At 60.1% G+C, this 25,239-nt stretch carries 25 protein-coding genes; 5 read left to right on the forward strand and 20 right to left on the reverse strand.

Translation table 11 applies throughout. The annotated features are described in order from the left end of the window. Positions 1 to 272: 272 nt before the first annotated feature. From QWI75_RS16280 to QWI75_RS16300, 5 genes are all read left to right on the forward strand, one after another. Positions 273 to 1,973 (forward strand): sensor histidine kinase, encoded by a 1,701-nt coding sequence (locus tag QWI75_RS16280; protein ID WP_289269717.1) that lies wholly within the window; start codon positions 273 to 275, stop codon positions 1,971 to 1,973. After that, entirely contained in the window at positions 1,970 to 2,407 is a 438-nt protein-coding gene (locus QWI75_RS16285; protein ID WP_289269719.1) for a response regulator, read from the forward strand. Before QWI75_RS16280 ends, QWI75_RS16285 begins: the two co-directional genes overlap by 4 nt. A gap of 9 nt (positions 2,408 to 2,416) precedes the next feature. Next, entirely contained in the window at positions 2,417 to 2,836 is a 420-nt protein-coding gene (locus QWI75_RS16290) for a response regulator (protein WP_289269721.1), read from the forward strand. 3 nt (positions 2,837 to 2,839) lie between these two features. Beyond that, the gene (locus tag QWI75_RS16295; protein WP_289269723.1) at positions 2,840 to 4,003 is read left to right on the forward strand and encodes an ATP-binding protein; all 1,164 of its coding nucleotides are present in this window, start codon (positions 2,840 to 2,842) and stop codon (positions 4,001 to 4,003) included. A gap of 82 nt (positions 4,004 to 4,085) precedes the next feature. Next, positions 4,086 to 4,502: a response regulator gene (locus QWI75_RS16300; protein ID WP_289269724.1), complete on the forward strand. Its 417-nt coding sequence runs from the start codon at positions 4,086 to 4,088 to the stop codon at positions 4,500 to 4,502. A gap of 281 nt (positions 4,503 to 4,783) precedes the next feature. On the opposite strand, the gene QWI75_RS16305 is transcribed toward QWI75_RS16300, so the two are convergent. From QWI75_RS16305 to tatC, 20 genes are all read right to left on the reverse strand, one after another. Beyond that, positions 4,784 to 5,863, reverse strand: a complete 1,080-nt coding sequence (locus tag QWI75_RS16305; RefSeq protein ID WP_289269726.1) for a type IV pilus twitching motility protein PilT — start codon at positions 5,861 to 5,863, stop codon at positions 4,784 to 4,786. 79 nt (positions 5,864 to 5,942) lie between these two features. After that, complete coding sequence (locus QWI75_RS16310; protein ID WP_289269728.1) at positions 5,943 to 6,329, reverse strand: PilZ domain-containing protein; 387 nt, start codon at positions 6,327 to 6,329, stop codon at positions 5,943 to 5,945. Beyond that, on the reverse strand, positions 6,326 to 9,220 hold the full coding sequence (locus QWI75_RS16315; RefSeq protein ID WP_289269730.1) for a PAS domain S-box protein: 2,895 nt from the start codon (positions 9,218 to 9,220) through the stop codon (positions 6,326 to 6,328). Before QWI75_RS16315 ends, QWI75_RS16310 begins: the two co-directional genes overlap by 4 nt. 98 nt (positions 9,221 to 9,318) lie before the next feature. Next, the gene (locus QWI75_RS16320; RefSeq protein ID WP_289269731.1) at positions 9,319 to 9,690 is read right to left on the reverse strand and encodes a response regulator; all 372 of its coding nucleotides are present in this window, start codon (positions 9,688 to 9,690) and stop codon (positions 9,319 to 9,321) included. Next, entirely contained in the window at positions 9,687 to 10,097 is a 411-nt protein-coding gene (locus tag QWI75_RS16325; protein WP_289269733.1) for a response regulator, read from the reverse strand. The genes QWI75_RS16320 and QWI75_RS16325 overlap by 4 nt, the downstream gene beginning before the upstream one ends. Positions 10,098 to 10,272: 175 nt before the next feature. Next, positions 10,273 to 10,929 carry a response regulator gene (locus tag QWI75_RS16330; RefSeq protein WP_289269735.1) on the reverse strand — a complete coding sequence of 219 codons (657 nt, stop codon included), beginning with the start codon at positions 10,927 to 10,929 and terminating at the stop codon, positions 10,273 to 10,275. Beyond that, on the reverse strand, positions 10,926 to 13,880 hold the full coding sequence (locus QWI75_RS16335; protein ID WP_289271656.1) for a PAS domain S-box protein: 2,955 nt from the start codon (positions 13,878 to 13,880) through the stop codon (positions 10,926 to 10,928). The genes QWI75_RS16330 and QWI75_RS16335 overlap by 4 nt, the downstream gene beginning before the upstream one ends. Before the next feature lie 719 nt (positions 13,881 to 14,599). Continuing rightward, complete coding sequence (locus QWI75_RS16340; RefSeq protein ID WP_289269737.1) at positions 14,600 to 15,874, reverse strand: ABC transporter substrate-binding protein; 1,275 nt, start codon at positions 15,872 to 15,874, stop codon at positions 14,600 to 14,602. A 233-nt stretch (positions 15,875 to 16,107) separates the two neighbouring features. Continuing rightward, positions 16,108 to 16,521, reverse strand: coding sequence for an arsenate reductase ArsC (locus QWI75_RS16345; RefSeq protein WP_289269739.1), 414 nt, complete (start codon positions 16,519 to 16,521; stop codon positions 16,108 to 16,110). Then, positions 16,518 to 17,618, reverse strand: coding sequence for an ACR3 family arsenite efflux transporter (gene arsB, locus QWI75_RS16350; protein ID WP_289269741.1), 1,101 nt, complete (start codon positions 17,616 to 17,618; stop codon positions 16,518 to 16,520). The genes QWI75_RS16345 and arsB overlap by 4 nt, the downstream gene beginning before the upstream one ends. An 11-nt stretch (positions 17,619 to 17,629) precedes the next feature. After that, on the reverse strand, positions 17,630 to 18,067 hold the full coding sequence (locus QWI75_RS16355) for a DUF2703 domain-containing protein (RefSeq protein WP_289269743.1): 438 nt from the start codon (positions 18,065 to 18,067) through the stop codon (positions 17,630 to 17,632). Between the two features lie 60 nt (positions 18,068 to 18,127). Next, the gene (locus tag QWI75_RS16360) at positions 18,128 to 18,454 is read right to left on the reverse strand and encodes an ArsR/SmtB family transcription factor (RefSeq protein WP_289269745.1); all 327 of its coding nucleotides are present in this window, start codon (positions 18,452 to 18,454) and stop codon (positions 18,128 to 18,130) included. Between the two features lie 113 nt (positions 18,455 to 18,567). Next, positions 18,568 to 19,359, reverse strand: coding sequence for an ABC transporter permease (locus QWI75_RS16365; RefSeq protein WP_289269747.1), 792 nt, complete (start codon positions 19,357 to 19,359; stop codon positions 18,568 to 18,570). Next, a complete protein-coding gene (locus QWI75_RS16370; RefSeq protein ID WP_289269749.1) occupies positions 19,356 to 20,090 on the reverse strand; it encodes an ABC transporter ATP-binding protein in 735 nt (244 codons plus the stop codon). Before QWI75_RS16370 ends, QWI75_RS16365 begins: the two co-directional genes overlap by 4 nt. Before the next feature lie 21 nt (positions 20,091 to 20,111). Then, the gene (locus QWI75_RS16375; protein WP_289269751.1) at positions 20,112 to 20,816 is read right to left on the reverse strand and encodes a cytochrome c3 family protein; all 705 of its coding nucleotides are present in this window, start codon (positions 20,814 to 20,816) and stop codon (positions 20,112 to 20,114) included. Then, positions 20,806 to 21,315: a molybdopterin-guanine dinucleotide biosynthesis protein B gene (gene mobB, locus QWI75_RS16380; protein WP_289269753.1), complete on the reverse strand. Its 510-nt coding sequence runs from the start codon at positions 21,313 to 21,315 to the stop codon at positions 20,806 to 20,808. Before mobB ends, QWI75_RS16375 begins: the two co-directional genes overlap by 11 nt. A gap of 21 nt (positions 21,316 to 21,336) precedes the next feature. Continuing rightward, positions 21,337 to 22,617 (reverse strand): molybdopterin molybdotransferase MoeA, encoded by a 1,281-nt coding sequence (locus QWI75_RS16385; RefSeq protein ID WP_289269755.1) that lies wholly within the window; start codon positions 22,615 to 22,617, stop codon positions 21,337 to 21,339. Between the two features lie 106 nt (positions 22,618 to 22,723). Further along, entirely contained in the window at positions 22,724 to 23,680 is a 957-nt protein-coding gene (locus QWI75_RS16390; protein ID WP_289269757.1) for an Mrp/NBP35 family ATP-binding protein, read from the reverse strand. Between the two features lie 45 nt (positions 23,681 to 23,725). After that, positions 23,726 to 24,214 (reverse strand): MogA/MoaB family molybdenum cofactor biosynthesis protein, encoded by a 489-nt coding sequence (locus QWI75_RS16395; RefSeq protein WP_289269760.1) that lies wholly within the window; start codon positions 24,212 to 24,214, stop codon positions 23,726 to 23,728. 12 nt (positions 24,215 to 24,226) lie between these two features. After that, entirely contained in the window at positions 24,227 to 25,201 is a 975-nt protein-coding gene (gene tatC, locus QWI75_RS16400; protein ID WP_289269762.1) for a twin-arginine translocase subunit TatC, read from the reverse strand. Positions 25,202 to 25,239 lie beyond the last annotated feature (38 nt).

Here is a 25,239-nt window from a genome sequence, read left to right on the forward strand (position 1 = left end):
CTGTATGTAGGCCATGGGAAGAGCAAGAAGAACTGTCAGAGGAGAGTGACAAAGTAAATTAAGAGGGCCTGCGGGTTCGAAGCCTCTTAGCGACAAGTGAGGCATGTATGCCGGGCGCCAGCACAGTGAGAAAGGCGGAAAGAGTTTGACCAGATTGGGGAGGATTGTATCATTGACTCTGAGCGCGCTGAGATCTGAATCGGCTTACTATATCGTCGAATATCGTCTAGGCACCGGTCCCATGTCAGGCGGGAAGGGAGCGGAACAGCCAGTTGTTTACGCAGCCCCCTCCAATTCCTATCTCCGACTTTCAGGTCCTCTTTGAGTCTGCACCGGGACTTTATCTCGTGCTGACGCCCGAGTTGACCATTGTGGCGGCCAGTGATGCCTATCTGCGGGCCACAATGACCAAGCGGGAGGCGATACTGGGACGTTACCTCTTCGATGTCTTCCCCGATAATCCAAACGATCCGGGTGCAACCGGCGTGTCGAACCTGCGGACCTCGCTGGAACGAGCCTTACAGAACCGGGCACCGGATGCCATGGCCGTGCAAAAGTACGACATTCGGCGCCCGGATTCAGAGGGAGGAGGATTCGAGGAACGGTACTGGAGCCCGGTCAATTCACCGGTCTTCGGTAAACAGGGAGAGGTCGCTTATCTCATCCATCGTGTTGAGGACGTCACAGAGTTTATCCGGGCCAAGCGTGCGGGAAGCGTGCAAGACCGGATGACTAAAGAATTGCGAGCGCGTGCGGCCGAAATGGAAGTGGAAATCATTCACCGAGCCCAGCAACTTCAGGAGGTCAACACTCGACTCCGAGGAGAACTGGAAGCCCGCAAACAGGCGGAGAACGAACTGGAACGGTTCTTCTCGCTCTCGCTGGACATGCTCTGTATCGCCACCTCGGACGGTTATTTCAAGCGTGTCAATCCAGCCTTCACACGTACGCTGGGGTGGAGCGTCGAGGAAATGCTGGCACGACCATTCCTCGACTTTGTCCATCCTGATGATCGCTCCACTACGGTCCGCGAGGTCGAAAAGCAGGTCATGTCCGGGGAGTTGGTGCTTCAATTCGAAAACCGGTATCGCCATAAGGATGGCTCGTGGCGCCTGCTGTCCTGGAAGTCGGTGCCCCAGCCGGACGGGCTCATGTATGCCGTGGCGCGCGACGTCACTGAGCGCAAGCAGGCGGAAGAGTCGCTCCGGCGCGCCTACGATGAGTTGGAGATGCGGGTGCAAGAACGCACGGCGGAGATCACGGCGAAAAGCCGGGATCTGGAAACGCTCCTGTATGTCACGTCGCATGATCTACGGGAGCCACTTCGGTCCATTGAGAATTTCTCGCGCATGGTGCATGACCGCTATGGCGAGAAATTGGAAGAAAAAGGACAGGACTTCTTGAGCCGGGTGATTCGTGCTGCCCGGCGCATGGATCGTCTGCTTGCCGACATCTTGGCGCTTTCGCGGGCGCAACGCATGGAGATCCCGGATGACGACATCGATGGGGAAACGATCGTGCAGGAGGCCCTCACACGACTGGAAGATGTGGTCAGCAAGACAGGAGCCCACGTGCGGATTGCCCGAACACTCCCACGCCTTCGGGTGAACAAGACCTGGGCTACCCAGGCTGTATATAACCTGCTCGCCAACGCGCTCAAATTTACATGCCACGGAGAACCAGCAGACATTGAGGTCCTTCCCTATCATTCCAAGGAGAGCAATGCGGCGTTGGGCCTTGCCGTATGCGACCGTGGGCCGGGAGTGGCCCCCGAGCATGCCGAACGGATTTTTCAGCTCTTCCAGCGGGCCGTGGGACGGGAAGTCGACGGGACAGGAGCCGGCTTGGCTATTGTGCGGCAAGTGGCCGAACGCCATGGCGGACGGGCCTGGGTTCAGCCTCGAGTCGGAGGTGGCTCGGAATTCATCCTCACGTTCGGAACCACTCCTGCGATGGAAAGGAGCCCAGCATGAAAACGCGCCCCATCGAGATCTTGCTCGTGGAGGACAATGAAGACGACATCGTCTTGATCCAAGAGGTCTTCGGCGATGCGAGCCTGGTGAATGTCATGAAAACCGTTCGCGATGGGGAGGAAGCCTTGGCCTACCTGCGGGGCGAAGGGCCCTATCGAGATGCCCTGGTGCCGGGGTTGATTCTGCTCGACATCAACATGCCGAGAAAAAACGGATTTGAGGTGTTGAAGGAGATGAAGAGCGATCCTCGCTTACGCGCCCTTCCTGTGGTCATGCTAACCACGAGCGACCGCGAGGAGGATGTGCTCCGATCCTATGCGGATGGAGCCTGCTCCTACATCCGAAAGCCCCTGGATCTTCAGCATTTCTCCAAGGTCGTCGGGCAGTTTGAGTTGTACTGGACCCTTGTGTCACGACTTCCGGTTTCTGCGTAGGAGCACCTGATGCGCGTGTTGCTCATCGAAGACAACGAAGACGACGTCTATCTCATTCGTGAGATACTGGCGGATCGCAAAGAGGCCCGATTCGACGTCGAATCGGTCGATCGCCTTGACCAGGGCCTGAAACACTTGGTGGAAGGTAGAATCGATATCGTCTTGTTGGACCTTTCTCTCCCGGACAGTCACGGGCTCGGGACTTTTGAGAAGACCCATGCTGCGGGAAAGGATCTTCCGATCATTGTGCTGACGGGTCTCGATGACGAAGGTGTGGCGATGCAGGCAATGCGGGCGGGCGCACAGGACTATCTCGTGAAAAATAGAATGGACGGCGATCTGCTCGTCCGGGCGATCCGCTACGCCGTGGAACGCAAAGGTACGGAAGCCGCCCTCCGGAAGAGCGAAGCGCAATTCCGACAGGCGTAGAAGATGGAAAGCGTCGGGCGCCTGGCTGGCGGCATTGCGCACGACTTCAACAATCTCCTGACCGTCATTAACGGTTACACCGAAATGATCCTGCCAGAGATGGAGTTTGGGACCATCGGTCGTAAATGGGTGGAAGAGGTGAAGGAAGCCGGCCATCGGGCCGCAACGTTGACTCGCCAATTGCTGGCCTTCAGTCGCCAACAGGTGCTCGAACCGCAGGTGCTGGATGTGAACGCGGCTACCCAAAATATCGCGAAGTTCCTTCGTCGACTGATCGGCGAAGACATCAACTTGGTTCTCTGTCTCGGTGCGGAGGTGAGCAAAGTGCACATGGACCCGGGGCAGCTCGATCAAGTCATCATGAATCTGGGCGTGAACGCGCGGGACGCCATGGCCGAGGGCGGAGAATTGACCATCGAAACCCGTGATGTCGTGCGGAAAGAACCTGCTGGAGGCGCCGGGAACAGGCTCCCACCCGGACGGTATGTGGTCTTAACCGTTCGGGATACCGGTTGCGGGATGACCGAGGAGGTCCAGACCCGCATTTTCGAGCCGTTCTTCACCACGAAAGAACCGGGCAAGGGGACAGGATTAGGCCTCGCCACAGTCTATGGAATCGTGAACCAGAGCGGCGGCCACATCGAGGTGCTCAGCAAGAGCGGCCAGGGAACCACGCTCAACATTTACCTTCCCGGAGTCGAGGACGAGGTTAGTGGGCTACGTGAGCCGGCTCCGCTGCGACCTGAGCACTTACGGGGCACTGAGACCATCCTTCTCGTCGAAGATGACGAAATGGTCCGTAAACTCGCCCAGACGATTCTCGAAGGACAGGGCTATACAGTCCTCGAAGCCCGTAACGCCAACGAAGCGCTGCATATCGGACAAGAGCACGCAGGGCCCATTCATCTGCTGCTGACGGATACGATCATGCCCGGGCTGAACGGGCCGGAGTTGGCGGAACGTTTCCTGGCAGGGCGTCCGGGAACGAACGTCCTGTTCACGTCGGGCTATACAGACCGAACACGCGCGTACACGGGGCGGTCCCAGTTTGAGCGGTGTTTTCTTCAGAAGCCGTTTACTGCGGCGACCCTGACACGCAAGATCCGGGAGATTCTGGATTCACAACAGAAGCCGGTCGCGGCCAACTCTCGGAGCAAGGCGGCCTAATCGCGTATTCGGCCCCCTGCAGGAAGCGATGATGCCAATAGGTCGGTGATCTCGCAGTCGACACACATCAAAGGACAGCGATATGGCTAAAATTCTATCTGTCGACGATGACGCCCACGTGCGTGAATTACTGCATGCCGTGATCCAACGAAAAGGCCATCAGGTCGTCTCGGCTGACAACGGTCAGCATGGGATACAGGTCTTTCGCCGCGAACAACCAGACATCACGATCTTGGACATGGACATGCCGGATATGAACGGCATCTCGGTCCTCAAGGCGATCCGATCGGTCGATCCCCAGGCAGCCGTGATTGTGCTCACCGGTACCGGGACGCACGTCTTGGAGAAGCAAGCGGCCGACTTGGGTGTCAGGCATTTCTTGGCAAAGGGATTTTCCCTCCACGAACTTGGAGCGGCCATTGATCAAGTGATGAAAGAACGTGGGCTGTCCGTTCCGGTTGCCCCACAATTGCGGTGGAAAATGAAGGCAAGACAGTAGAGCGCAGTGGTGGGCTGGATCGACGAAGCGCCGAAACTCCTCGATATATTGACGAGCTGTTACCTGTTGTTGGGTATCGAGACGAAGGCCGTAAGTCCATTAAACAAGGACGGGCTTGAATACCGGCAGTGTGGTGCACAGTGTTCCGTTCATCACTCGTCAGATTAGAGAGAGCAGCTCCTAGCCGGTTCCAGACGTCATGTCGCCGGGGCAGCTCCTCACCCGCCGCAGCCATATCTTCTTGACCGGCAAGGACGAGTCACGGCCACCGCCTGCAAGTGTTATTGCAATGCGTCCGGGGGAGTCTTGAGGAACTTCGCGAACCGGGTCTTGTCGATCGCCTTCTCATGGGCCTCTTCCGGGCTGATCCATTTCCTGTTCAGGAGGTCCTGAATCGCGTCATCCAACGTTTGCATGCCGACGTTCCTCCCGGTCTGCATGACCGAGGCGATCTGAAAGGTTTTGGCGTCCCGGATCAGGTTCGCGACCGCGGGCGTGCACACCAGGATTTCCAGCGCCGCGCAGCGTCCCTTTTGATCAATCCGCTTGAACAGGTTTTGAGCGACCACCACCCGCAGCGCCGTCGAGAGCGTGTTGCGGATCTGGGCCTGCTCTTGATGGGGAAACACTTCGATCACCCGGTCGACGGTTTTCGCCGCGCTTTCCGTGTGGAGCGTGCCGAACACCAGATGCCCGGTCGAGGCTGCCTCGACCGCTAACCGGATCGTTTCCAAATCCCGCATTTCTCCCACCAGGATGATGTCCGGGTCCTCCCGCAGCGCTCCCCGCAGCGCGGCCGCAAACGATTGGGTATGGACGCCTACCTCCCGATGATTGACGATGCAGCCGTGGCTCTGGTGGACGAACTCGATCGGGTCCTCGATAGTGAGAATGTGATCCCGCCGATGCTTGTTGGCATGGTCGATCATCGCGGCGAGCGTCGTGGATTTGCCGCTGCCCGTCGGCCCCGTCACCAGCACCAACCCTTTCTTGAGCATCGCCGCGCGGGTCAGGATTGGCGGCAGGCCCAGTTCGTCGGCTGTGAGTACCTGACTGGGGATCTTACGAAAGACCGCTGCGCACCCGTACTTCTGATTGAATAGATTGGCCCGGAAACGCGCCAGTCCCGGGATTTCATAACCGAAATCGACGTCTCCCGTTTCCTCGAATTGTGCTCGCTTGGGAGCGGGCGTGATCTCGTATAGAAGTTCACGCAGAGCACCATCCTCCAGCGCGCCCTGCCCGTCGATCCGTTCGAGTTCTCCATGGAGTCGCATCGAGGGGCGTTGGCCGGCGATCAGGTGGAGATCCGATCCTCCGCGATCGGCGAGCATCCGGAACAGGTCATCAATTTTGGCCATGTGAACTCCTTCGGGTTATCACGGACGCGGATCCGACAGTTTCCGGATCAACAGCAGCCAGGGATCAGGCGAGGTCCGTTCACTCTTCAGCCTGAGCAATCGGTGCCACGCCATGATGCGCGTTCGGCATCATCTGGTCCGATGCCGGCTGTACGCTCGACAAAGCCTGAATGAAACGAGTCAATCGAAGCTGGTCATGTGCCTCCATCTTGATCAATTCAATACCGAACTTTCCGGGCACGGCCCAGCGGACGGGAGCCAAATCGACCCGGAGTGGGGCCCAGGAATCCGGGAGAAGGATCCGAACTTCCAGGTACAGTCCCGTCACCACCATCACGTCGCTTTCAACAGCACACCCCTTGACGGACAAGTCCGTCATCCGCCCGGCCCCGACCACTCCATCCCCCGCGAACACCAGGGGACAAATGATCTGAAACCGAGGATACCGACGGTGCTCGACGCTCATACTGTGTCACCTCCTGGGTGTGGTTCCTGTGACTGGTCCGGAACGCCGACCGTGCATGACGGCGGGACGTCCCCCAAAATCTTGCGGATCTTGCGCAGCAGCGCCACCGTCGTGAAGGGCTTCTGAAGGAAATTGACTCCCTCGGTCATCACTCCATGGCGGAAGACCGCATCGTCCGTATAGCCGGACATGTACAAGACTCTGAGGTCCGGCAGAGCCGATGACAACTCCTTCGCGAGTTCTCGCCCTCCCATCTGCGGCATGACCACATCGGTCAAGAGCACATGAATCGGTCCCACATGGTGCCGGGCCTGTAGGATGGCCTCAAACCCATGCGGCGCCTGCAAGACCCCGTAGCCGTGCACCCGCAAGGTATCGCAGACCAGCGCCCGGACCGCCGGTTCATCCTCGACCACCAGAATCGTCTCTGTTCCTCGCAGGTCATCCGTCTCCGAGGCGCGGTCGGATTCGTCCATCGGAGCCTTGGTCGCAGGCAGGTACACCTGAAAGGTCGTCCCTCGCCCCGGTTCGCTGTTCACCAGGATGGTGCCGCCGCTTTGCTTCACGATGCCATAGACGGTAGCCAGGCCCAGGCCCGTTCCTTTTCCTTTGGGTTTGGTGGTGAAGAAGGGCTCAAAGATGCGGCTCAAGACCGCGGCATCCATCCCCATCCCCGAATCGCTCACGGTCATCCGAATATACGGCCCCTCGTGCCGTTCCCCCTCCGGCGATTCGAAACCAGGAGCCAGGTCCACATTCTCAGTCTGGACGGTTAAGCGGCCGCCTTCCGGCATGGCATCGCGCGCGTTCACCGCCAAATTAATCACCACTTGCTCCAGTTGAACAGGATCCGCCTTGATCCTGTTCAGCGCCGGGTCCAGCAGGACGTAGAGTTCGATGTCCTCGCCGAGAAGCGGCTTCAACATGTCCTGTAACCGCGTGATGACGACATTCAGATCGACAACCTTCGGCTGAAGCATCTGCCGTCGGCTGAAGGCCAACAGTTGCGAGGTCAACCCGGCGGCACGGCTCCCCGCTTGCTGAATCTGTTCAAGGCTTCTGATCTGATCATCGCCCAGGCGCACGGTATCCATCAGCAAGAGCGCGCTGTGCCCGTTGATCACCGTCAACATGTTGTTGAAATCGTGCGCGACCCCTCCGGCAAGCTGTCCGATGGCCTCCATTTTGTGGCTGTGATTCAACCGTTGTTCGAGCTGTTTTTGCCTGGTGACGTCCCTCACGACAACCTGGCTGACCACCGCCTTTTCGAACGGCAGGGCGGAGGCGGCCACTTCGACATCGACGCTCGCCCCATCCAGACGGATGAGCCGATGTCCTACAGGCGACAGGGCCTCGTGCGAGCGAATCGCTTGGCTGATCGTGTTCAGCCTGTCCGGATCATGATCAGGGTCGAAGAAATCCAGAGGAGACCGGTTAATGACCTGATCGGGGCTTACCGCGCCCAAGAGTCTGAACCCCGTCTGGTTCACGAAGATGATGCGCATGCCGCGTACGATCAGAATCGCGTCCGGCGAGACCTCGACCAGCCGGCGATACCGCTCCTCGCTCTCCTTCAAGGCGTCTTCTGCGGCCTTTCTCGGAGTGATGTCCTGCATCTGGACGACATAATAGATCGGCCGTTCCTCGCTGTCCTGAACCAGAGAAGCATTGATCAGGACCCACACGTGATGTCCATGCTTGTGAACGAACCGTTTTTCCACCGGATCGGCCTGGATGGAACCGGCCAGAGCACGGCAGAGGCTTGACCATTCGAAAGCCCTGTCGTCCGGATCCATGAGAGTCTGAATCGTCGCATCGCGCAGTTCTGATTCCGCATACCCCACCAGATGACACAGCGCCTGATTCACGCGCAGGCAGCGTCCCTCCAACGAGACCAGGGCCATACCAATCGGCGCGTTCTCGAACGCGCACCGGAATTGCTCCGTCGTCAGGCGGAGGGCCTGCTCCGATTCCTTCCGATCGGTGATATCGATGGCGATGCCGCCGAGCAGGCGCCGCCCCGTTGAGTCCTTCAATGGAAACTTGAAGACCATGAAAGCACGGACCTGCCCGTCGGGCATGGGGACGCTCTCTTCGATTTCGATCGCCCGGTCATACTTCAGCACGTGCCGGTCATTGTCTTTTAGGCGTCGCGCAACGGGCTCGGGCCACAACTGCAAGTCCTTCTTGCCTTCCCACTCCGTTTTGGACAAGGCAAAATATCGCTCGAACGTCTTGTTGACATAGAGCATGCGTCCGGTGGCGTCCTTGATGAACGCCACCGATGGGCTATTATCCATGAATGCATGAAACCGCTGTTCGCTCTCTCGTAACGCCTCCTCAACGCGCCGCCTCTCCTGCATTTCTCGCAGCAACCGTTGTTTATCTTGGTTCAACTGGCGGGCGGAGTGATTGGAAACGCCGTAATAGATCCCCAGAATCATGAGGATAGGGATCTGGAGCAACTGGCTTTCATTCAAGGACCCGTGTTCGCTGAGATCAAGATAGAGGACTCCGCCGTACGCCAGGCACAGCACGACTGTCAGAGCCATAAGTTGGCTGAGCGTCGGGACCAAAGCGGCAATGAGCAGAATGAGAAAATAGGCCACATAGAAATTCGAGTTCGCCGCACCCGACGCATAGATCATCGCGGTGGTGATGGCCGTGTCGCCCAGGACTAGACTGCCCGTGAACCACCGACTGAACCAGAATCGTTCTGGAATCGCGGCCAGGCAGACGATGCTCAGGAGCAGGCCCGCGATGGCCAGATGAGCCACCTCTTCTGCGATGATGGCTGTCCGGCTGAAGATCAACTGATAGCTGAGCACGATCACTACGAGCGCGTGCAGTAACACCAACTGTCGACGGTTGGGCGATTTGGTGGCGATCACCTCTTCTGGCACCATCCCAGAAGCGGGTTCATCCGAGACGGGCGATGGCAGTCCCTCCGCATTGACCGGAGGCCTGGTGAACAAATCCCGAAACCAGCTCATGCGCATGGAGATGACCAGCCGATCCCGTGGAGGGCGCGGTCCAGCGTGTTCAAGAACTCATCGGGGTCAACGGGGGTGAAGAAATAGGCCGTCGCGCCTGGCCCGCCGGGCGGGCAGATCAGGCAGGAGGAGATCACCAGGATTGGAACGTGCCGCAACGCCGGAGCCGACCGCAGCCGAGCCAAACCGAGATCGCTGCCGCAGGAGGCGACCATAATGATCGCAGCCGGCGGGTCCCCGCCCCCGAACGCAAGCGCTTCGCCGGAAGGCTCGATCTCGACCGGCAGAACGGCCCGTTGCTGGAGACAGCTCACCAGATCCGCGATCCTCTCGAGATCCCTATTGATCAGTACAATTCGTTGGCTCATGAGGGCTCACCGGTTCCCCTGTTTGCTCCCGCCGAAAGCGAGCGCGGCACCTCTTTGAACACGCTGCGAAGCGCTTCTCCCAGGTTGTGCAGCGAGAACCCTTTTTGGATGAAGTGCTGCACCCCGAGCTCTCGGGCTTGCCTCTCGAGGGCGTCGGTCCCGGCTCCGGTCAAAATGATCACCGGCTCCGCCGGGTGGGCCTCCCGGATCTTCCGGAGGACGTCGATGCCGCTCATATCCGGAAGCTGAAGATCCAGAATCACCAGATGCGGGGCTTTGCGCTGATATAACGCCACGGCCTCCGTTCCCGTCGATGCCGGGATGACATCGTGTCGGAGGCGCTGCAGAATCGTTCCCAATAAATCCAACATCATCGGTTCGTCGTCGACGACGAGTATGGTGGCCATATCCGTTTCCTTTTCCTGGTGTGTGCGAGGTACGTGAAGGCTATCGCCTCGTTCAGCGGTGGCTTCAGACGGCATGTCTCAGCAATACACTCTAATGGATAGCAAATTGTAGTAACGGCGCAAGAGGGATATGGCCCTTCTCTGTTGCCTCTACGACGGAGAGAGGACAATGACCCTAGGAAGATCTCTGGCTGACGAAGAAGGTGGCGGCTTGAGACCGGCGCTTGACCTGAAGCTTCTTGTAAATGCGATAGAGGTAGTTCCCAACCGTCTTGCTGCTGAGTCCGAGCGAGCGCCCAATCTCCTTATTGGTGCGACCCAGCGCGACAAGCCCCAGGACCTTTTGTTCCTGAGCGCTCAACCGGTCCAGAGACTGTTCCTCCTTTACTGATAGAGCCAGGTCCCGCATATGTGAAAGGACCAGTTCCGTCACGGAGGGATGGAGCACCGATTGGCCGGCGGCCACACGCTTGATGGCATGGACCAGTTCGCTCGGCTCGATATCTTTCAGCGGATAGCCGGCGGCGCCCCCGAATACCGCCCCGACGATCGCTTCTTCATCGGAGTAGGAGGTCAAGAAGAGGACCCTGGCCTTCGGGTCGATCGACCGCATTTCGCGGCAGGCCGCGACTCCGCTCCCGTCCCCAAGGCGGACGTCCATCAAGACGACGTCTGGCCGGGTTCGGCGAAACTCTTCAATTGCCGTCTTCTCGCTGTGCGCCTCGCCCACGATGTGAAGATCGTCCCTTCGCCCGAGCGCAGACCGCAGGCCCATCAGCACGAGCTTATGGTCGTCGACAAGAAGCAGCCGTATCGGGCGGGCGCCTGTCATGATGCCGAGGCCTCCGTGCACGGAACCCTGAGAAACACCCGGCAGCCCCCCGATGGTTTGGCGAGCAGCTCGACTTTGCTGCCGAGTTCCTCCGCCCGCACGGCCATATTGCGGAGGCCGTGACCACGATGGTCGTGCGATTCGGTATGGAACCCCGTCCCGTCGTCATCCACCGTCAGATGGATCTCCCCATCGCCTTCGGAAAGAGACACCAGACACCGACGCCCGCCGGAGTGGCGGACGGCGTTGCTGATCGCTTCCCTGGCGATATGGATCAGATGTTGGACCTGGGAGGGCGAGAGCCGCTCGTCCAGGTTCGGCGTACAGGCCACCTCGATCGAGCATCGCCGGCCTTGGGAGAACTCCTCGGCCAAACGGCGAAGTTGTCCTGCGATCGGTCCTCCGACTCCGGCGAGACGCCCGGCCGGCTCGATATACCCGCGCACTTCGTGAATCACTTGCTTGAGGTGCTGGATTTGGCGCGCGAGTATCTTTCCCGCTTCGCCCCGGCGCGCCTTCATCAGCTCCCGACACTCGCTCAGCCCGAGGCCGATCGAGAACAAGGACTGGATGGTGCTGTCATGAAGATCCCGCGAGAGCTGTTCCCTCTTTCTTACCAACCGCACCAGACGGCGTTGCATGGCACGAAGGGTTTCCTCGGTTTCCTTGCGATTCGTCACGTCAACAAAGACGCCGACGAATCGGCCTGTCCGATCTCCGCTCTCATCACGGACAAACCGCCCAAACGGCGCCAGCCACCGGATGTGGGCGTTATCGGCGCGCCTGATACGATGTTCTTCCGTAAACAGGATGTCATCCCGCTCCGCTTGCCGGATCGCAGCCAACACGCGTTCCCGATCGTCTGGATGAATCCGCGATTCCCACAGATCATAATGGGCGGAGTGGTTCTGCGGATCATACCCGAGCATCAGGCAAGTCTCCTGATTCCAGACCGCAAGCCCGGTGGTCATATTGAAATCCCACATGCCCATGCCGGAGGCGGCAATCACGAGCCTCAGCCGTTCTTCACTCTGCCGCAACGCCTCTTCGACCATTTTGCGCGACGTCACATCCTGAACGGTTCCCATCATCCGGAGAGGCTGGCCTTGTTCGTCGCGTTCTTGCACTTTGCCGCGCGCATTGACCCATATCCGCTTCCCGGTCTTCGTCACGGCCCGGTATTCCACGTCATAGAACGCCGTGATGCCAGCCAGGTGATTGGTGAGAGCAGCCTCGACGAGGGGGCGGTCCTCCGGACAAATCGTTTGCTGCCAGGCGGACACGTGGTCCGGCAGTTCCGCCAGCCGATAGCCATGGATCGAGGCCCATCCTCGATCCATCACGACACCGCCGGTTTGGACGTTCCAATCCCAGAGCCCCTGCTTGGAATTCTCCAGGGACAGTTGCAGGCGGCGTTGGCTTTCACGAAGCGCGTGCTCCGCGTGCTTGCTCGCTGTAATGTCCTGAATTTGCGCGATAAAGAAGAACGGGCTCCCATCCCGATCGCGCACCAGCGACACGGACAACAGGACCCACACGAGGCGACCGGTTTGGTGGACATAGCGCTTTTCCATCTGATAAGTCCGGATCTCCCCTGAGAGCATCCGCGCCACCAAATCCAGATCGGCCTCCAGGTCGTCCGGATGGGTAATGTCTTGAAAGGTCAGTTGAAGCATTTCATGCCGGGAATAGCCCACCAAGTCGCACAAGGCTTGATTCACCTGAAGCCACCGGCCGTCCGGCGACACCAATGCCTTACCGATCGCGGCACATTCAAAGGCGTTGGTGAACATCTCCGTTCTCAGACGCAACGCTTCCTCGACCCCTTTCCGGTCCGTAATATCTTCCGAAATTCCAAGCAAAAATCTCGGCTCACCCGTTTCATCCAAGATCGGGACTTTCTTGGTGTGCAGAATGCGCTCGCCACGAAACCGGGTTTGAATGCGCTCCTCGGCGATGTCGCAGAGCTGCTTGTCCCGGAGCACAGCCCGATCATGAGCGACGAAATGTTCCGCCTGCCACTTCGGGAAGTGGTCGAAGTCGGTGGTGCCGATGAGCCGCTCGCGCGAATACCCGACAAGCTGTTCGCCCGCGCGATTAAGCAAGACGAAACGAAGGTCGTTCGCATCTTTGATAAAGATCATATCGGGGACATTGTCGATAATGGCCGAGAGCAGCGCTTCGCGCTCGGCCACGCGGCGACGCTCGCTGATATCGCGCATGGCGATGGAGAGCAGGGGTTCATCGGCCGCCCTCAGCAACCTGACGGTCGCCTCGACCGGGATCTCGCGCCCGTCTGCCCGTCGAAGCCAGATGTCCCGCCTCTCTCCGGAACCAAATGACTCACCCTCCGCCATCGCCTTGCAATCGGCGAGGAAGACATCACGTTGATCCTCCCGGACCAGTCTGTCGGCCGGCATCCCGACCAATTCGCGGAGGCCGGACCCGATCAACTGCTCGGTCTGCGCACTCGCGAACACGATACGCCCTTCTCGATCCACCACCACGATCGCATCCGGGGCGCACTCCAGAAGTCTTCTGAACTTCTCTTCCGACCGCTCCAACTCCTGGGTTCTGGACGTGACCAGTGCTTCCAGCCTGCGGGCCGCCGTGCTCCGTTCCTCGGCGACCTGCCCAAGGGCGGCCCGGTCCCGGATCGTTCGCCTGACGAGCCCAAGGCAGATCCCGACCAGGACGACCGTAAGAGAACGGTTGAAAAGAGCCTGGCTCTCCGAACCACCGGGAGAAAGCCACCACCCCACAAGGGTCAGGGCCATCGCCGTGAGCCCGATGGCCATCGCAAACCGCTGAGATCCGAGCCACACCGTCAGCAGGAGCGGAATGGGATACAACATGCTGACGGCGTAGCCGAGCGGCGTCAAACTGTCCCAGACAAAGATCCCGGCGACGGCCAGCGAGACCCCGGCCGCGCCGATCATATTCAAGGGCATCAACTTCACGAGCGTCCCGCCGAACAACGACCAACTATGCCGGACCTTTGCCAACCGCGATGAGTCTAAGTATCAATGGATAAAAAGGATTGATCTACAAGATTGCTGATTTTCGCCATAGGTCCAACCGGCTCCATCCGTCCGCTGTCAGTGTCCAGATGACAGGCCCCCCGTCGAGGCAATTGGCTCGCCGCTGCACCTTAGCCCACATTATTCATGACGGTTCGTGACGAAACCGCCAAGACGCCAGGCGTTGGACCCATTGCATGGAGAACAGCAATGGGTACCCCCACGCGGAGGCGCTGGCGGCTGAGGCGTACTTGAAACAGTACGTTGAGGCCGCGAGCGGCGAGCCTGCCCGCCAGCATGCCGCCAAGCCGCATGCTGGCTTGTCACAGCCGGGGCACCCGTTGCTCTTTGATCGCAACGGGTCGCACGGCGGTTGCAGTAGAAGCGGTCATGAATAATGTGGGTTAGGGCGAAGATACGAGGGATGCCGCAAGAGGTGGAACGAAGGAAAGACGAACGGCAAGACAGGCAAGCATGCTCATGCGCACAGGGCAGGCGCAAAGCATGGAGCTCAGAAATAAAGGCGATCTACGGACGATCAACCATAGAGACCTGCTTCCTATCGACTATCCAAAAACTTTTGCCCAGTTATGGAATGAACGCAGACCTCATAGGGAGCTCCGCAGTTCTCTTCCCGGCCCTCGCCGAACTCACAATCTGCAGGCCGTTCCAGCAGGATCGCCTGCCAGCGTCTCTCCCGCGATTGTGCTTAGCAACTGGTAGTGACCGAGCCCCAGTTCTTTCCCATAGGCCTTGCCCACCAGCACATCCTGCACATGTTGATGGTCCTGGGCGCGGAAGTATGACCGGCGTTCCTTGAGTCCGTCGAATTCATGTCCTTCCAGGGTCTTGATCACCGCAGCAGTCTCGATGGAACCGGCCCGGCGAACCGCCTCCAAGATTTGTGTGGCCGCCGCATAGCCGAGATAGCAGCGGGAGGTCGGGGTGTGGTTGTATTTGTCGATCACCGCTTGGATAAAGCGCCTGGACCCTTCCGTGTTGACCTTGGGATCCCAGACGAGCCCCCAAATGCCGGCGTTGTTCGCGTAGCCCAGCGGCCGTCCGATTTGCTCGCCTCCGATCATGCCGGCAATGCCGATCTTGTCCTTCGCGAATTCCAATTTTGCGCAGGTCTTGAGCGCATTCACCAGATCCCACCCATAGAGATTGAGAATCACCGTCTGGGGATTGGCGGTCTTGGCTTTGGTCAAGGCTTCGGTGAAGTCGGTGGCGCCGAACGGGGTCGTCACGGAGCCGAGCACCTCGCCCTTCTGTGCCCGGCAGGCCTCAGCCATGGCCTGCTCGGCGGACCTCCCATCCACCGTGTCCGCCGTCACCATGAACCAGCGGGGACCGTACTCCTTCACAATGTACGGCGCCACCGCCTTGGACAGCATGGTGGCGCTCGGCATGAAGACGAACATGTGCGAGTCGCACCGCTCCCCGGTCAAGGCCGGAAGGTGCGCGCCCGTGACCATGAACAGTTTGTGCTCCCGCTTGGCGACCTCGCTGACCGCGAGCGCGCAGTCCCCGTTGAAGGTGCCCATCAGGAAATCGACACGGTCCTCCTTGATGAGTTTCAGCGCCGCCTTCGCGGCCGTCTCCGGATTGGATGCGTCATCGGCCTCCACCATCGCCACAGGACGCCCCAGGAGACCGGCCTGTTTGTTGTAAAGATCCACCGCCACCGTGGCCCCATGCACGTCATGGACCGAAGACGTTTTGTATGGACTCGAGAGCGGATCGATGATCCCGATCTTGATGGGTTCGCCGGACACTTGGCCTGCCGGCTTGGCATGGGCCGGCGCCGCTCCCGCAGTTCCGCCATCTGCGCCTCCCGCCCACTGGGGGATGCCTCCAAGCAACACCGTTCCGCTCGCAGCCGCCGACCATTGCAAGAACCGCCGTCTGGATATCTGGCTCATGTCTCGTCTCCTTTGTGGAATCGTCCGAAGAATGCAAGAGTGGGGTGCAAGAGTCCCGCCAATGCCGCAACCCCGCCGAAAGGTTGCGAACGGTCCGAACAGAGCTGTGCCGGCTGTATCCCCTATCCTACTACGTGGCCCGTTGTAGTTCACACCGGTCCGACAGGTGGCGGACCGGAACGATCCATTTGAGCCAGCAGTACCGGGGCAGGCCAGAGGAATTAGGCTTTGGATTAGGCTTCGAGGAACTCGACTATCTGTAGCCGGATTTGGTCGCGAATGGTACGGAACGCTTCGAGGCGCTCCGCATGCGTGCCCTTGGCCGCGGCCGGATCTTCGAAGCTCCAGTGGTGGGTGTGAAGCGCCCCGTGGAACAGGGGGCAGGTTTGTTTGGCCCGATCGCAGACGGTGATGACGTGGTCGAATTGCTGGCCGAGGTACGCATCCAATTTTTTCGAGCGGTGGAAGGCAATATCGATCCCGGCTTCCTTCATAGCCTCCACAGCCAAGGGGTTCAGCCCGACAGGCTCGGTTCCCGCGCTAGCCGCCTCATACCGGTCCCCGGCGAGATGCCGAAGCCATCCCTCGGCCATCTGGCTGCGGGCGGAATTGCCGGTGCACAGGAACAAGACACGCGGCTTGCTCATCGGGATGCGACCACGGGGGTGGGGAACCAATGCCTCGTGCGATTGCAGAGGGCGCAGACGGACAGCATGACCGGCACTTCCACGAGCACGCCCACGACGGTTGCGAGCGCCGCCGGAGACCCGGGGCCGAACAGGGCAATGGCAGTCGCCACCGCCAGCTCGAAGAAATTGCTGGCGCCGATCAGCGCGCCCGGCGCAGCGACCGCATGCTCGACTCCCAACCGTTGCATCAAGCCGTAGGCCAGCGCGGAATTGAAATAGACCTGGATCAGGATCGGAACCGCGATCATCAGGACGTGGGCCCATTTACCCGTCAGGTTGTCGGCCTGAAACGCAAAGATCAGGACGAGCATGGCCAGCAGCGCCAGGATCGTCAACGGCGCCAGTCCTGGAAGCAGTCGGTCCTCGAACCAGGTGCGGCCGAACCGCCGCACCATCCACAGGCGCGCGCCGACCCCGATCGTGAGCGGAATGACGATGAAGGCGAGCACCGAATAGAGCAGGACGATGAAGGGCACGGAGAGCGAGGACGCGCCGCTGACCAGCCACCCGACAATCGGCGCGAACAGGACCAACATAATGAGATCGTTCACGGAAACCTGCACCAGGGTATAGGCGGGATCACCGTCGGTGAGATAGCTCCAGACAAAGACCATCGCCGTGCAGGGAGCCGCGGCGAGGATGATGCATCCCGCGATATATTGATCGGCGTCATTCGGCACGATCCAGGGCGAGAAGATCACGCGGAAAAAGAGCCAGGCGATCGCCGCCATCGAAAACGGCTTCACGATCCAGTTCACGAACAGGGTGACTAGGAGGCCGCGCGGTCGCCGGCCAACCTGCCCGATGGATCCGAAATCCACCTTCATCATCATCGGTATGATCATCACCCAGATCAGCAGGGCGATCGGCAGGTTGACCTGACTCCCTTCGCCCAACTCCATCCTGCGAAGCCATTCGATCATCTGAGGCGCGGTCCGTCCCAGCCAAACCCCCAAGGCCATGCAGAGCCCCACCCAGATCGTCAGGTACCGTTCGAATAGGTTCAGTCGTTTCTCAGCCGGCTGCGCCCTCAACGTCTCTGCAACCAGTTCCATCGTTCGCCTCGTTAGGCCACAGGTTGAGCCAGGTTGAGAGGCCGCAGCGGTTGCATCATGCCGACCGAGGTCAGGATCGCCCGCCGCAGGAGAAATGGAGGCAGGCTGCGGTACTCCACTCCTTCGGCAACCACCGTCGGACAGAGGACAGATTCCCCATACTGGGCTTCGCAGGAAGGACAATGGCGCCCCAGGATGCGCAGCTCAGGCAACAGCGCTTCCAGCGGCACACGGTTGAACAAGAGCCCCTGTATGGTACGGCCGATCTGTTGCGGAAGGACCGGTGTGGCGGACACGGAGATGCCGAGCGAAAACAGTTCGCGTCGAAGCTCCTCCATTACCAGGACGAGATTCGACCACGTCTCGCTCGCATAGGGGCAGGTCCTGCTCGACGACCCAGTCTGCTGCCACTCGATCCGCAACCGCTGCTGCTTTTTGAATTTCCACATACCCCCTCCGATTCTATCCATCAAGAATTGTTGCTGAATCAGGCCAAAAAAATGCGCCGGTCAGAGGCAGCGCCGGCCGGACGCCAGTTTCAGCCGATCCCCGCTTTTCACCTGTTGGACCAAGGCTTCGAGGTCCTCGAATGCCTCCGCATCGAGGGAATAGTAGTTCCACCGGCCCTCCCGCCGATCCTTGACCAGCCCCGCGTCTTTCAGAGTGCGGAGATGGAAGGACAGCCGTGATTGCGCGGCCTGCAGTTCCTCCATCAGATCACAGACGCAGCGTTCCCCTTCCATGAGCAGCTCCACGATGCGGAAACGGGTTTCGTCCGCCAGCGCGTGGCACTTCAGCACCAGTTCCTTCTGATGAGTCTTGACGGTCACGGACATGCTGCGACATTACAACAAGAATCGTTGATGCGTCAAGATCAGACAGGCACTTCCCGCCGCAGGTGTCCCCCCGCAGGTCCCTTCGACGCGCCGACTCCCAGATTCCGACTCGCCTACTCGCCGACCCGCACCAACAGGCCCTTGTCTTTGCAGACTTCAAACGTCCAGTGGAAGAACAGGATCACGAGGGCTAGGTATAGCGCGTTGAGCCCCACGGCCCAGGTGAGATGCGACACCGACAAGGCGCCGTCCTTCAGCACGCCCCGCATGCCTTCAAAGATGTGGGCCGCAGGATTCATCCAGGCGATGCCCTGCAGCCAGACGGGCAGGACATCGAGCGGATAGAACACGCAGGAAATCGGTTGGAACAGGAACACCATGCTCCAGGCCAACACCTCCGCCTCGTGGCCGAACCGCATGATCAGCGAAGTCGTGAACACGCCGATCGCCCAGCCGGTGATGACCAGATTGAAGACGAACGGAATGAGCGCGAGCCCGATCACCAACACGTTGTACGAGTAAAACGCATAGGCGCAGAGGGCCATGACGCAGGCCACCGCCGTGACTTTCAGGATGCTCATCGCCATGGTCGAAGCCAGAAATTCGCTGGGCTTCAAGGGGCTGGCGAAGAGGTTGAGCAGATTGCGGGCCCAGATTTCTTCAAGAAACGTGATCGTGATGCCCTGCTGCGCCCGGAACAGCACGTCCCACAAAATCAGCGCGCCCAGAAAGAAGGTGACCAATCCCGGCACCTGCCCTTCATGCCGCATCAGGTAGATCGTGATGAATCCCCAGATGACCAGATCCAGCAGCGGCCAGTAAAAAATCTCCATGATCCGCGGCGGGCTCCGCTTATAGAGATACAGATGCCGGCTCAACAATGCGACCACCCGATGCCACTTCATCGGGCCTGCTCCCTCGCCAAGCGGAGAAAGACCTCTTCGAGGTCCCGGTCTCCGAACCGGGCGGTGATTTCTGCCGCGGTGCCTTCCGCGACGATTCTCCCGCGTTGCAGAAAAATGATGCGGTCGGACATCTCCTCCATCTCGCGCATGTTGTGCGAGGTGTACAGCATGCTCAACCCGGTCGATCGGCGGACATCCTGAAGCAGCGCCCGGATCTTGTGGGCGATATCCGGATCGAGGCTGGCGGTCGGCTCGTCCAGAAACAGGACTTTCGGTTCGGTCAAGATGGCCTTGGCCAGCGTCAGGCGCGTCATCTGCCCGGACGACAATTTGCGGGTCAGCTTGTGCCGCATCTCCTCCATTTCCAACTGCTTCACCACCTCGTCGAGGCGCTGGTCCACCAGCCTCATGCCATACAACCTGGCGACCACGCGCAGATTCTCTTCCACGGTCAGGGAATAGGGCATGGAAATGTAGGTGGAGGAAAAGTTGACCTGCTGCATGATCGCTTCTCGGTGGGTCGCAAGGTCGAGCCCGAACATGCGGATCGTGCCGCCGGTCGGAGTGATCAAGCCCAGCATCATCTGGATGGTGGTGGTTTTGCCGGCTCCGTTCGGCCCCAGCAAGCCGAGAATCTCGCCTGGCTGGATGTCAAAGGAAATATCGTTTACGGCGAGGAAGTCGCCGAACCGCTTCGTGAGATGGCGCACCTGAACGATCGGGGTCGTCATACACAGCCTGGCTCTGTTTTTCTAGAACAGCAGGTCTTGAACTTTTTCAGGCAGGTGGCAGGTTTCGCACTTGCGGCTCAACACCGCGCCGTCGTGCTCGGTCTTCCCGTCGTGGCAACGGAAACAGTCGGCCATCGCCTTCCGGTAGAGGACGCTGTCCTTGGGATGCCGAGGCTCATGCGGCTTGCTGTCGGCCTCCACATGTCCGCGTGGCACGACGATCGGGTACCCCTTGATGGGCTCGCCATGCACCACCCGCGAATGGCAGGTGACACAGCCCTCGCCTTTCCCGCGCTTCGCAAAGGCTTCCATATGCTTCCGATGGCTCATCACCAACCCGACCTCCTTGACCGGAGGGGGCAGATCCCGAGGCGCCACCTCCGACACGCGCAGAATCTCGCGATGACAGCTCAGGCACAACTCGGAATGCACGGTCGCGTCCAGATCATGCGGGACCGTGGGCGTGCCGAACCAGGTGATCAACACATCCTTCGTCCCGGCATAGGCCTTGTCGCGCAACCAGCCCTCGGGCGTGCTCCGCACGTGGCAGTCCACGCAGGAAACCTCCTTGTGCGAGGACTTGGCCCAACTCTCATAGGATGGCGCGATAGTATGGCAGGACGCGCAAAATTCCGGCTGGTTCGTGAGGTGGAGCCCGCCGCCGCCGAGGGCCACGGCCCCGGCCACGATGGCCAGGACGGCCCAGGGAGAGTATTTATGTCTCATTCCGCGGACGTCGAGGAAAGTGCGTGATAATCAGCCGAGCGACAGCCGGAATATCGTCGGGATCGAGCACGGGAACCGAGACATTCACCGGCTTGTTCGAGACGACGGCGAGCAGCCCTTCCGGCGAGACCGGCACTTCGCCCGGCTGGTCCCGAACCACCATGATCTTGGGGTACCCGTCGCTTTTCCACCCTTCGGCGATGATCAGGTCCGTATCCTCATCCAAGAACCGGTCCCGCACGTCTTCCGGCTTGATCTCGTCGGACACGTCGGCGAACATGGCCAGGCTCCCCTTGGAGAGCACCACCACCGCGCTGGCTCCCGCGCGTTTGTGCCGCCAACTGTCTTTGCCTTCCGTGTCGAGATCGAATCCGTGGCCGGCATGTTTGACCGTGGCCACCTTGTAGCCGGCCCGGACCAGTTCGGGAATGACCCGTTCAATCACGGTCGTCTTCCCGCTATTCGAGCGTCCGACGAAACAGACCACCGGAATCGCCATGGTGCGCGCTCCTTTTTCCCTTCAGCAACAGGACTGCCGGTGGCCTGTTGACGGCTGAGACCCAACGTCATGGGTCCAGAAGGACCCGCCGAGCACCTGCACGTTCACCCAATCGCCCGGATTCACCCGCTCCACCTCGGTTGGCACATCGATCAAGCAATTGGCCCTCACCATCGAGGTCAGAATCCCGGAGCCTTGATCGCCGGTCGTCCGGACGTGAAACACGCCCTGCTCCCTGGTGAGAATGCCTCGCAGGAAATGACGGCGATCGTTTCGCTTGGAAAATTTTTCCTGGAACTGCGCCTGAACGACCGGACGCCCGTAGCTGCGATGGCCGCCCATTTTCAACATGGCGGGACGCACCAGTTGCTCGAACGTGACCATGGACGACACCGGATTGCCCGGCAGCCCGAAGGCCAGCTTCCCCTGAATCTTCCCAAAGGCCAACGGCTGGCCGGGCCTAATGGCCAGCTTCCAGAAATTCATCTCGGCGCCGAGGTCGCGGAACACCGCCTTTGTGAAATCATAATCCCCCATCGACACCCCGCCCGAAAGCACGAGAATGTCCGCGTTGAGCCCATGGGAGATCTTTTCGGTCAGCGCCGCCGGATTATCCTTGGCAATTCCCAACAGGATGGGGATGCCGCCGGCTTCCTGCACGGCTGCGGCGATGCCGTAGCTGTTCGAATTGATGATCTTGTCCTCGCTGAACCGCTCGTCGAGATCCGCCAGTTCGTCTCCGGTGGACAGAATCGCGACCCGCGGCCGCTGGTAGACGACGACAAACGATCGCGCCAGGATGGCGAGCATGCCGGCTTCGCCGGGACGGATGGGCGTGCCCTTGGCAATAATCCGTTCGCCCTTCTTCACGTCTTCGCCCTGCGGGCGGATGTTTGCCCCGCGGGGTTCCGGCTTGAACACGCGCACCATGTCGGGCGTGTGCTCGGTGTCCTCCACCTTGATGACCGTATCGGCCCCGCTCGGCACCGGCGCCCCCGTCATGATCCGGATGGCTTGCCCCGGCCCCACGCTCTTGGCGGGCATCTTCCCGGCCGGCACGTCTTCGACAATCGTCAATTCCACCGGTTTGGTGATCGCGTGCTCCTGCTTGATGTCCTCCCACCGGACGGCAAACCCGTCCATCGCGGAATTGTCCCAGGGCGGATTGTCCCGTTGCGCGACGATGTCTTCGCCGAGCACGCGGCCCAACGTGTCCAGAATCGGGATCTTCTCCAACCCGAGGGGCTTGGCCGCCTCAAGCACGATCCGTTGAGCTTCTTCTAACGGTGTCAGACCTTGCATACGCCCTACATTGAGGACTGAGTGCTGAGAACCGAGATCCGAGCCGATACCCGAAAGTCTGTTCCTCTTCGTTCGGTCCTCAGTTCCCCTCTCTCAGTCCTCGGTCTTACTTAAGGTGATGCCGCGGGGCGATATTCACCAGCGACCCCGCCTTCTTGCAGAACGCCTCCACTTTGTTCGCAATGCCATGGAAAGCGTCGGCGGTGGCGGTGTCGGAATAGAACATGGCGAAGGGTTCCCCCGCGTCCGATTGCGTGACGACGTCGGGGTCCAGGGGGATGCGCCCAAGGAAGGGCACGCCCATATCCAGCGCCGAGGCTTCTCCGCCTCCTTTGCGAAAGACCTCGATGTGATGATGGCAATGCGGGCACTCGAGCCCGCTCATGTTTTCCACGATGCCGATGATGGGCACCTCGCTGTCCCGGCAGAACGACACGGACTTGCGGGAATCCAGCAGGGCCACTTCCTGCGGGGTCGTCACAATCACGGCCCCGCTCACGCCGCCGAGCAGGTCGATCGTCGTGACCGACTCGTTTCCGGTTCCCGGCGGCAGATCGATCAGCAGGAAGTTGAGGTCCTGCCACTCGACGCCCCCGAGCAATTGGTTGATGAACTCATACTTATAGGCATCGCGCCAAATGATGGGATCGTCGCTATTCTGGAGGAGGAACGACATCGAGGCGATTTTCAGGTTGTACGCCTGAAACGGAATGATCCCGCCGGACGTGCTGATCTTGAGCTTTTGCCCTTCTGCGCCGACCATCTTGGGAATGTTGGGCCCGTGAATGTCCAGATCGCAGATCCCGACATGCCAGCCTTTCAAGGCCAGGCTGACGGCCAGGTTGGTGGTGACGGTGCTCTTCCCGACCCCGCCCTTGTTGCTCATCACGAGGACCTTGTATTCGATGCGCTCCATTCGCTTGGCCACGAGCCAGCGGCTGTGGCCTTCCTTGTCCTTTTGGCATCGTTCGGTTTCGTCGCAGATCGCGCAGGCCCAGAGATAGGTGCAGACATCTCCGTTACCCGATCCCGGAGCGTTGATGATATTCAATTCCTTCGGCATGGTGTGTCCTTTATACGTGACCGCCCCGATGGGCCTCGGATCGGCTCAGCGTTGGTGACTCGCCGTCTGCTTGCGGATCTTCTCCACCGTATGTTCGAGAATCGGCAGAATCACGCCCAGGTTGTCTTTCGCCCCCCGTGGACTGCCCGGCAGATTGACGATCAATGTGCCGCCCCGGATGCCCGCGGTGCCCCGCGATAGCATGGCCGTCTTCACTTTTTTGACGCTCTCCTGCCGCATCGCCTCGCCGATTCCGGGTATTTCCTTGCCGACGACGTCCCTGGTGGCTTCCGGCGCCCAATCTGTGGGACGGACGCCCGTTCCTCCGATCGTGAGAATCACGTCGGCTTGCCCGGCGTCCGCGATGGCGGCCAGCCGCTCCGCCACTGCTCGCCGGTCGTCCGGTACCACTTCATAGAGTGCCACTTTGCCTGGAATCTCCGCCACCATCTGTTCCAGCGCGGCGCGGCCCGTATCCGTTTCGCTCCCGGTGGCGATCTTGCTGCTGACCACGATCACGGCAACCTGAAGCATGGGCCTGCAGGATCACGAACGGCCGACGCCGCTGGGAACGGCCACATACTCGTCTTCCGACTTTCCACCCGGTCGCGCCAGCTTCGATCCGGCTTGTCCTTGGGCTGGGGCCGGCACTCCTCCGGCCGGCTCCTTCTCCTGTTCCGCCTCCATCCGTTTCTTCTTGTTGAAGAACCCGGCGCTGATGATTCCGACCTCGTAGAAAACGTACATCGGGACCGCCATCAGACATTGGTTGAAGGGATCCGGCGTGGGAGTCAGGATCGCGGCAAAAATGAAGGCGGCCAGAAACGCCCATTTGCGGTAGCGTTTCAGAAAGGGCGCATCGACCCACCCCAGCTTTGCCATGAGCGTGATGGCGAGCGGCACCTCGAAAATCATGCCGAACACCAGCAGGAACCAGAGGGCAAACCCCACGTACTGGGCAATCGACAGTTGCGGAATGAACCCGGCGTTCACGCCGTAGGAGATCAGGAAGTTCAATGCAAACGGCAGCACGAAGAAAAAGGAAAACAGGACTCCCGCATAGAACGCGAGCGAACTGAAGAGCACGAAGGGGCCCACGAACCGCCGCTCCTGCACGTGCAGGCCTGGCACGGTGAACTGCCACAACTCGAAGAGGATGTACGGCGCCGCCAGGACGACCGCGAAAAGCCCGGCCACCTTGACGTTCTGCCAAAGCGCCTCCGCCGGGGCAAGAAAGATGAACGGGACAGCCGGCAGATCAGTAGGGACCCACTCCAGCGTCCGAGGCACGAACATGTTCTGAAGGGGCACCCGGATCCACTTCACCAGCGTGTCCGCATAAAAGAAGGTGACCACGAACACGACGCCGGTCACCAGCACGGCCCGGGTCAGCCGCGCCTGGAGCTCCACCAGGTGCTCCATGACCGGCATCTTCTTGTCTTCCAGCGGACGGAAGACCTTATCCTGAAGCCACTCCCACGCTTTGGAGGGCTTTTTTTCTCGTCCGTTGTCTTGCGCCATAGCGGCTACATGCCACTTCCCCGAGAGACCAAGGCCTT

It is taken from the genome of Nitrospira tepida, assembly GCF_947241125.1.
GTDB classification, from domain to species: domain Bacteria; phylum Nitrospirota; class Nitrospiria; order Nitrospirales; family Nitrospiraceae; genus Nitrospira_G; species Nitrospira_G tepida.

Excerpts from the sequence above, each read along its gene's own strand:
- QWI75_RS16305 (WP_289269726.1), bottom strand. The coding sequence starts at position 5,863 with ATGGCCAAAATTGATGACCTGTTCCGGATGCTCGCCGATCGCGGAGGA.
- QWI75_RS16310 (WP_289269728.1), bottom strand. The coding sequence starts at position 6,329 with ATGAGCGTCGAGCACCGTCGGTATCCTCGGTTTCAGATCATTTGTCCC.
- arsB (WP_289269741.1), bottom strand. The coding sequence starts at position 17,618 with ATGGAACTGGTTGCAGAGACGTTGAGGGCGCAGCCGGCTGAGAAACGA.
- QWI75_RS16365 (WP_289269747.1), bottom strand. The coding sequence starts at position 19,359 with ATGAAGTGGCATCGGGTGGTCGCATTGTTGAGCCGGCATCTGTATCTC.
- tatC (WP_289269762.1), bottom strand. The coding sequence starts at position 25,201 with ATGGCGCAAGACAACGGACGAGAAAAAAAGCCCTCCAAAGCGTGGGAG.
- mobB (WP_289269753.1), bottom strand. The coding sequence starts at position 21,315 with ATGGCGATTCCGGTGGTCTGTTTCGTCGGACGCTCGAATAGCGGGAAG.
- QWI75_RS16395 (WP_289269760.1), bottom strand. The coding sequence starts at position 24,214 with ATGCTTCAGGTTGCCGTGATCGTGGTCAGCAGCAAGATCGCCACCGGG.
- QWI75_RS16390 (WP_289269757.1), bottom strand. The coding sequence starts at position 23,680 with ATGCCGAAGGAATTGAATATCATCAACGCTCCGGGATCGGGTAACGGA.
- QWI75_RS16370 (WP_289269749.1), bottom strand. The coding sequence starts at position 20,090 with ATGACGACCCCGATCGTTCAGGTGCGCCATCTCACGAAGCGGTTCGGC.
- QWI75_RS16325 (WP_289269733.1), bottom strand. The coding sequence starts at position 10,097 with ATGGCCACCATACTCGTCGTCGACGACGAACCGATGATGTTGGATTTA.
- QWI75_RS16290 (WP_289269721.1), top strand. The coding sequence starts at position 2,417 with ATGCGCGTGTTGCTCATCGAAGACAACGAAGACGACGTCTATCTCATT.
- QWI75_RS16355 (WP_289269743.1), bottom strand. The coding sequence starts at position 18,067 with ATGTGGAAATTCAAAAAGCAGCAGCGGTTGCGGATCGAGTGGCAGCAG.
- QWI75_RS16300 (WP_289269724.1), top strand. The coding sequence starts at position 4,086 with ATGGCTAAAATTCTATCTGTCGACGATGACGCCCACGTGCGTGAATTA.
- QWI75_RS16375 (WP_289269751.1), bottom strand. The coding sequence starts at position 20,816 with ATGAGACATAAATACTCTCCCTGGGCCGTCCTGGCCATCGTGGCCGGG.
- QWI75_RS16345 (WP_289269739.1), bottom strand. The coding sequence starts at position 16,521 with ATGAGCAAGCCGCGTGTCTTGTTCCTGTGCACCGGCAATTCCGCCCGC.
- QWI75_RS16340 (WP_289269737.1), bottom strand. The coding sequence starts at position 15,874 with ATGAGCCAGATATCCAGACGGCGGTTCTTGCAATGGTCGGCGGCTGCG.
- QWI75_RS16285 (WP_289269719.1), top strand. The coding sequence starts at position 1,970 with ATGAAAACGCGCCCCATCGAGATCTTGCTCGTGGAGGACAATGAAGAC.
- QWI75_RS16320 (WP_289269731.1), bottom strand. The coding sequence starts at position 9,690 with ATGAGCCAACGAATTGTACTGATCAATAGGGATCTCGAGAGGATCGCG.
- QWI75_RS16330 (WP_289269735.1), bottom strand. The coding sequence starts at position 10,929 with ATGACAGGCGCCCGCCCGATACGGCTGCTTCTTGTCGACGACCATAAG.
- QWI75_RS16360 (WP_289269745.1), bottom strand. The coding sequence starts at position 18,454 with ATGTCCGTGACCGTCAAGACTCATCAGAAGGAACTGGTGCTGAAGTGC.
- QWI75_RS16295 (WP_289269723.1), top strand. The coding sequence starts at position 2,840 with ATGGAAAGCGTCGGGCGCCTGGCTGGCGGCATTGCGCACGACTTCAAC.
- QWI75_RS16385 (WP_289269755.1), bottom strand. The coding sequence starts at position 22,617 with ATGCAAGGTCTGACACCGTTAGAAGAAGCTCAACGGATCGTGCTTGAG.
- QWI75_RS16335 (WP_289271656.1), bottom strand. The coding sequence starts at position 13,880 with ATGCCCTTGAATATGATCGGCGCGGCCGGGGTCTCGCTGGCCGTCGCC.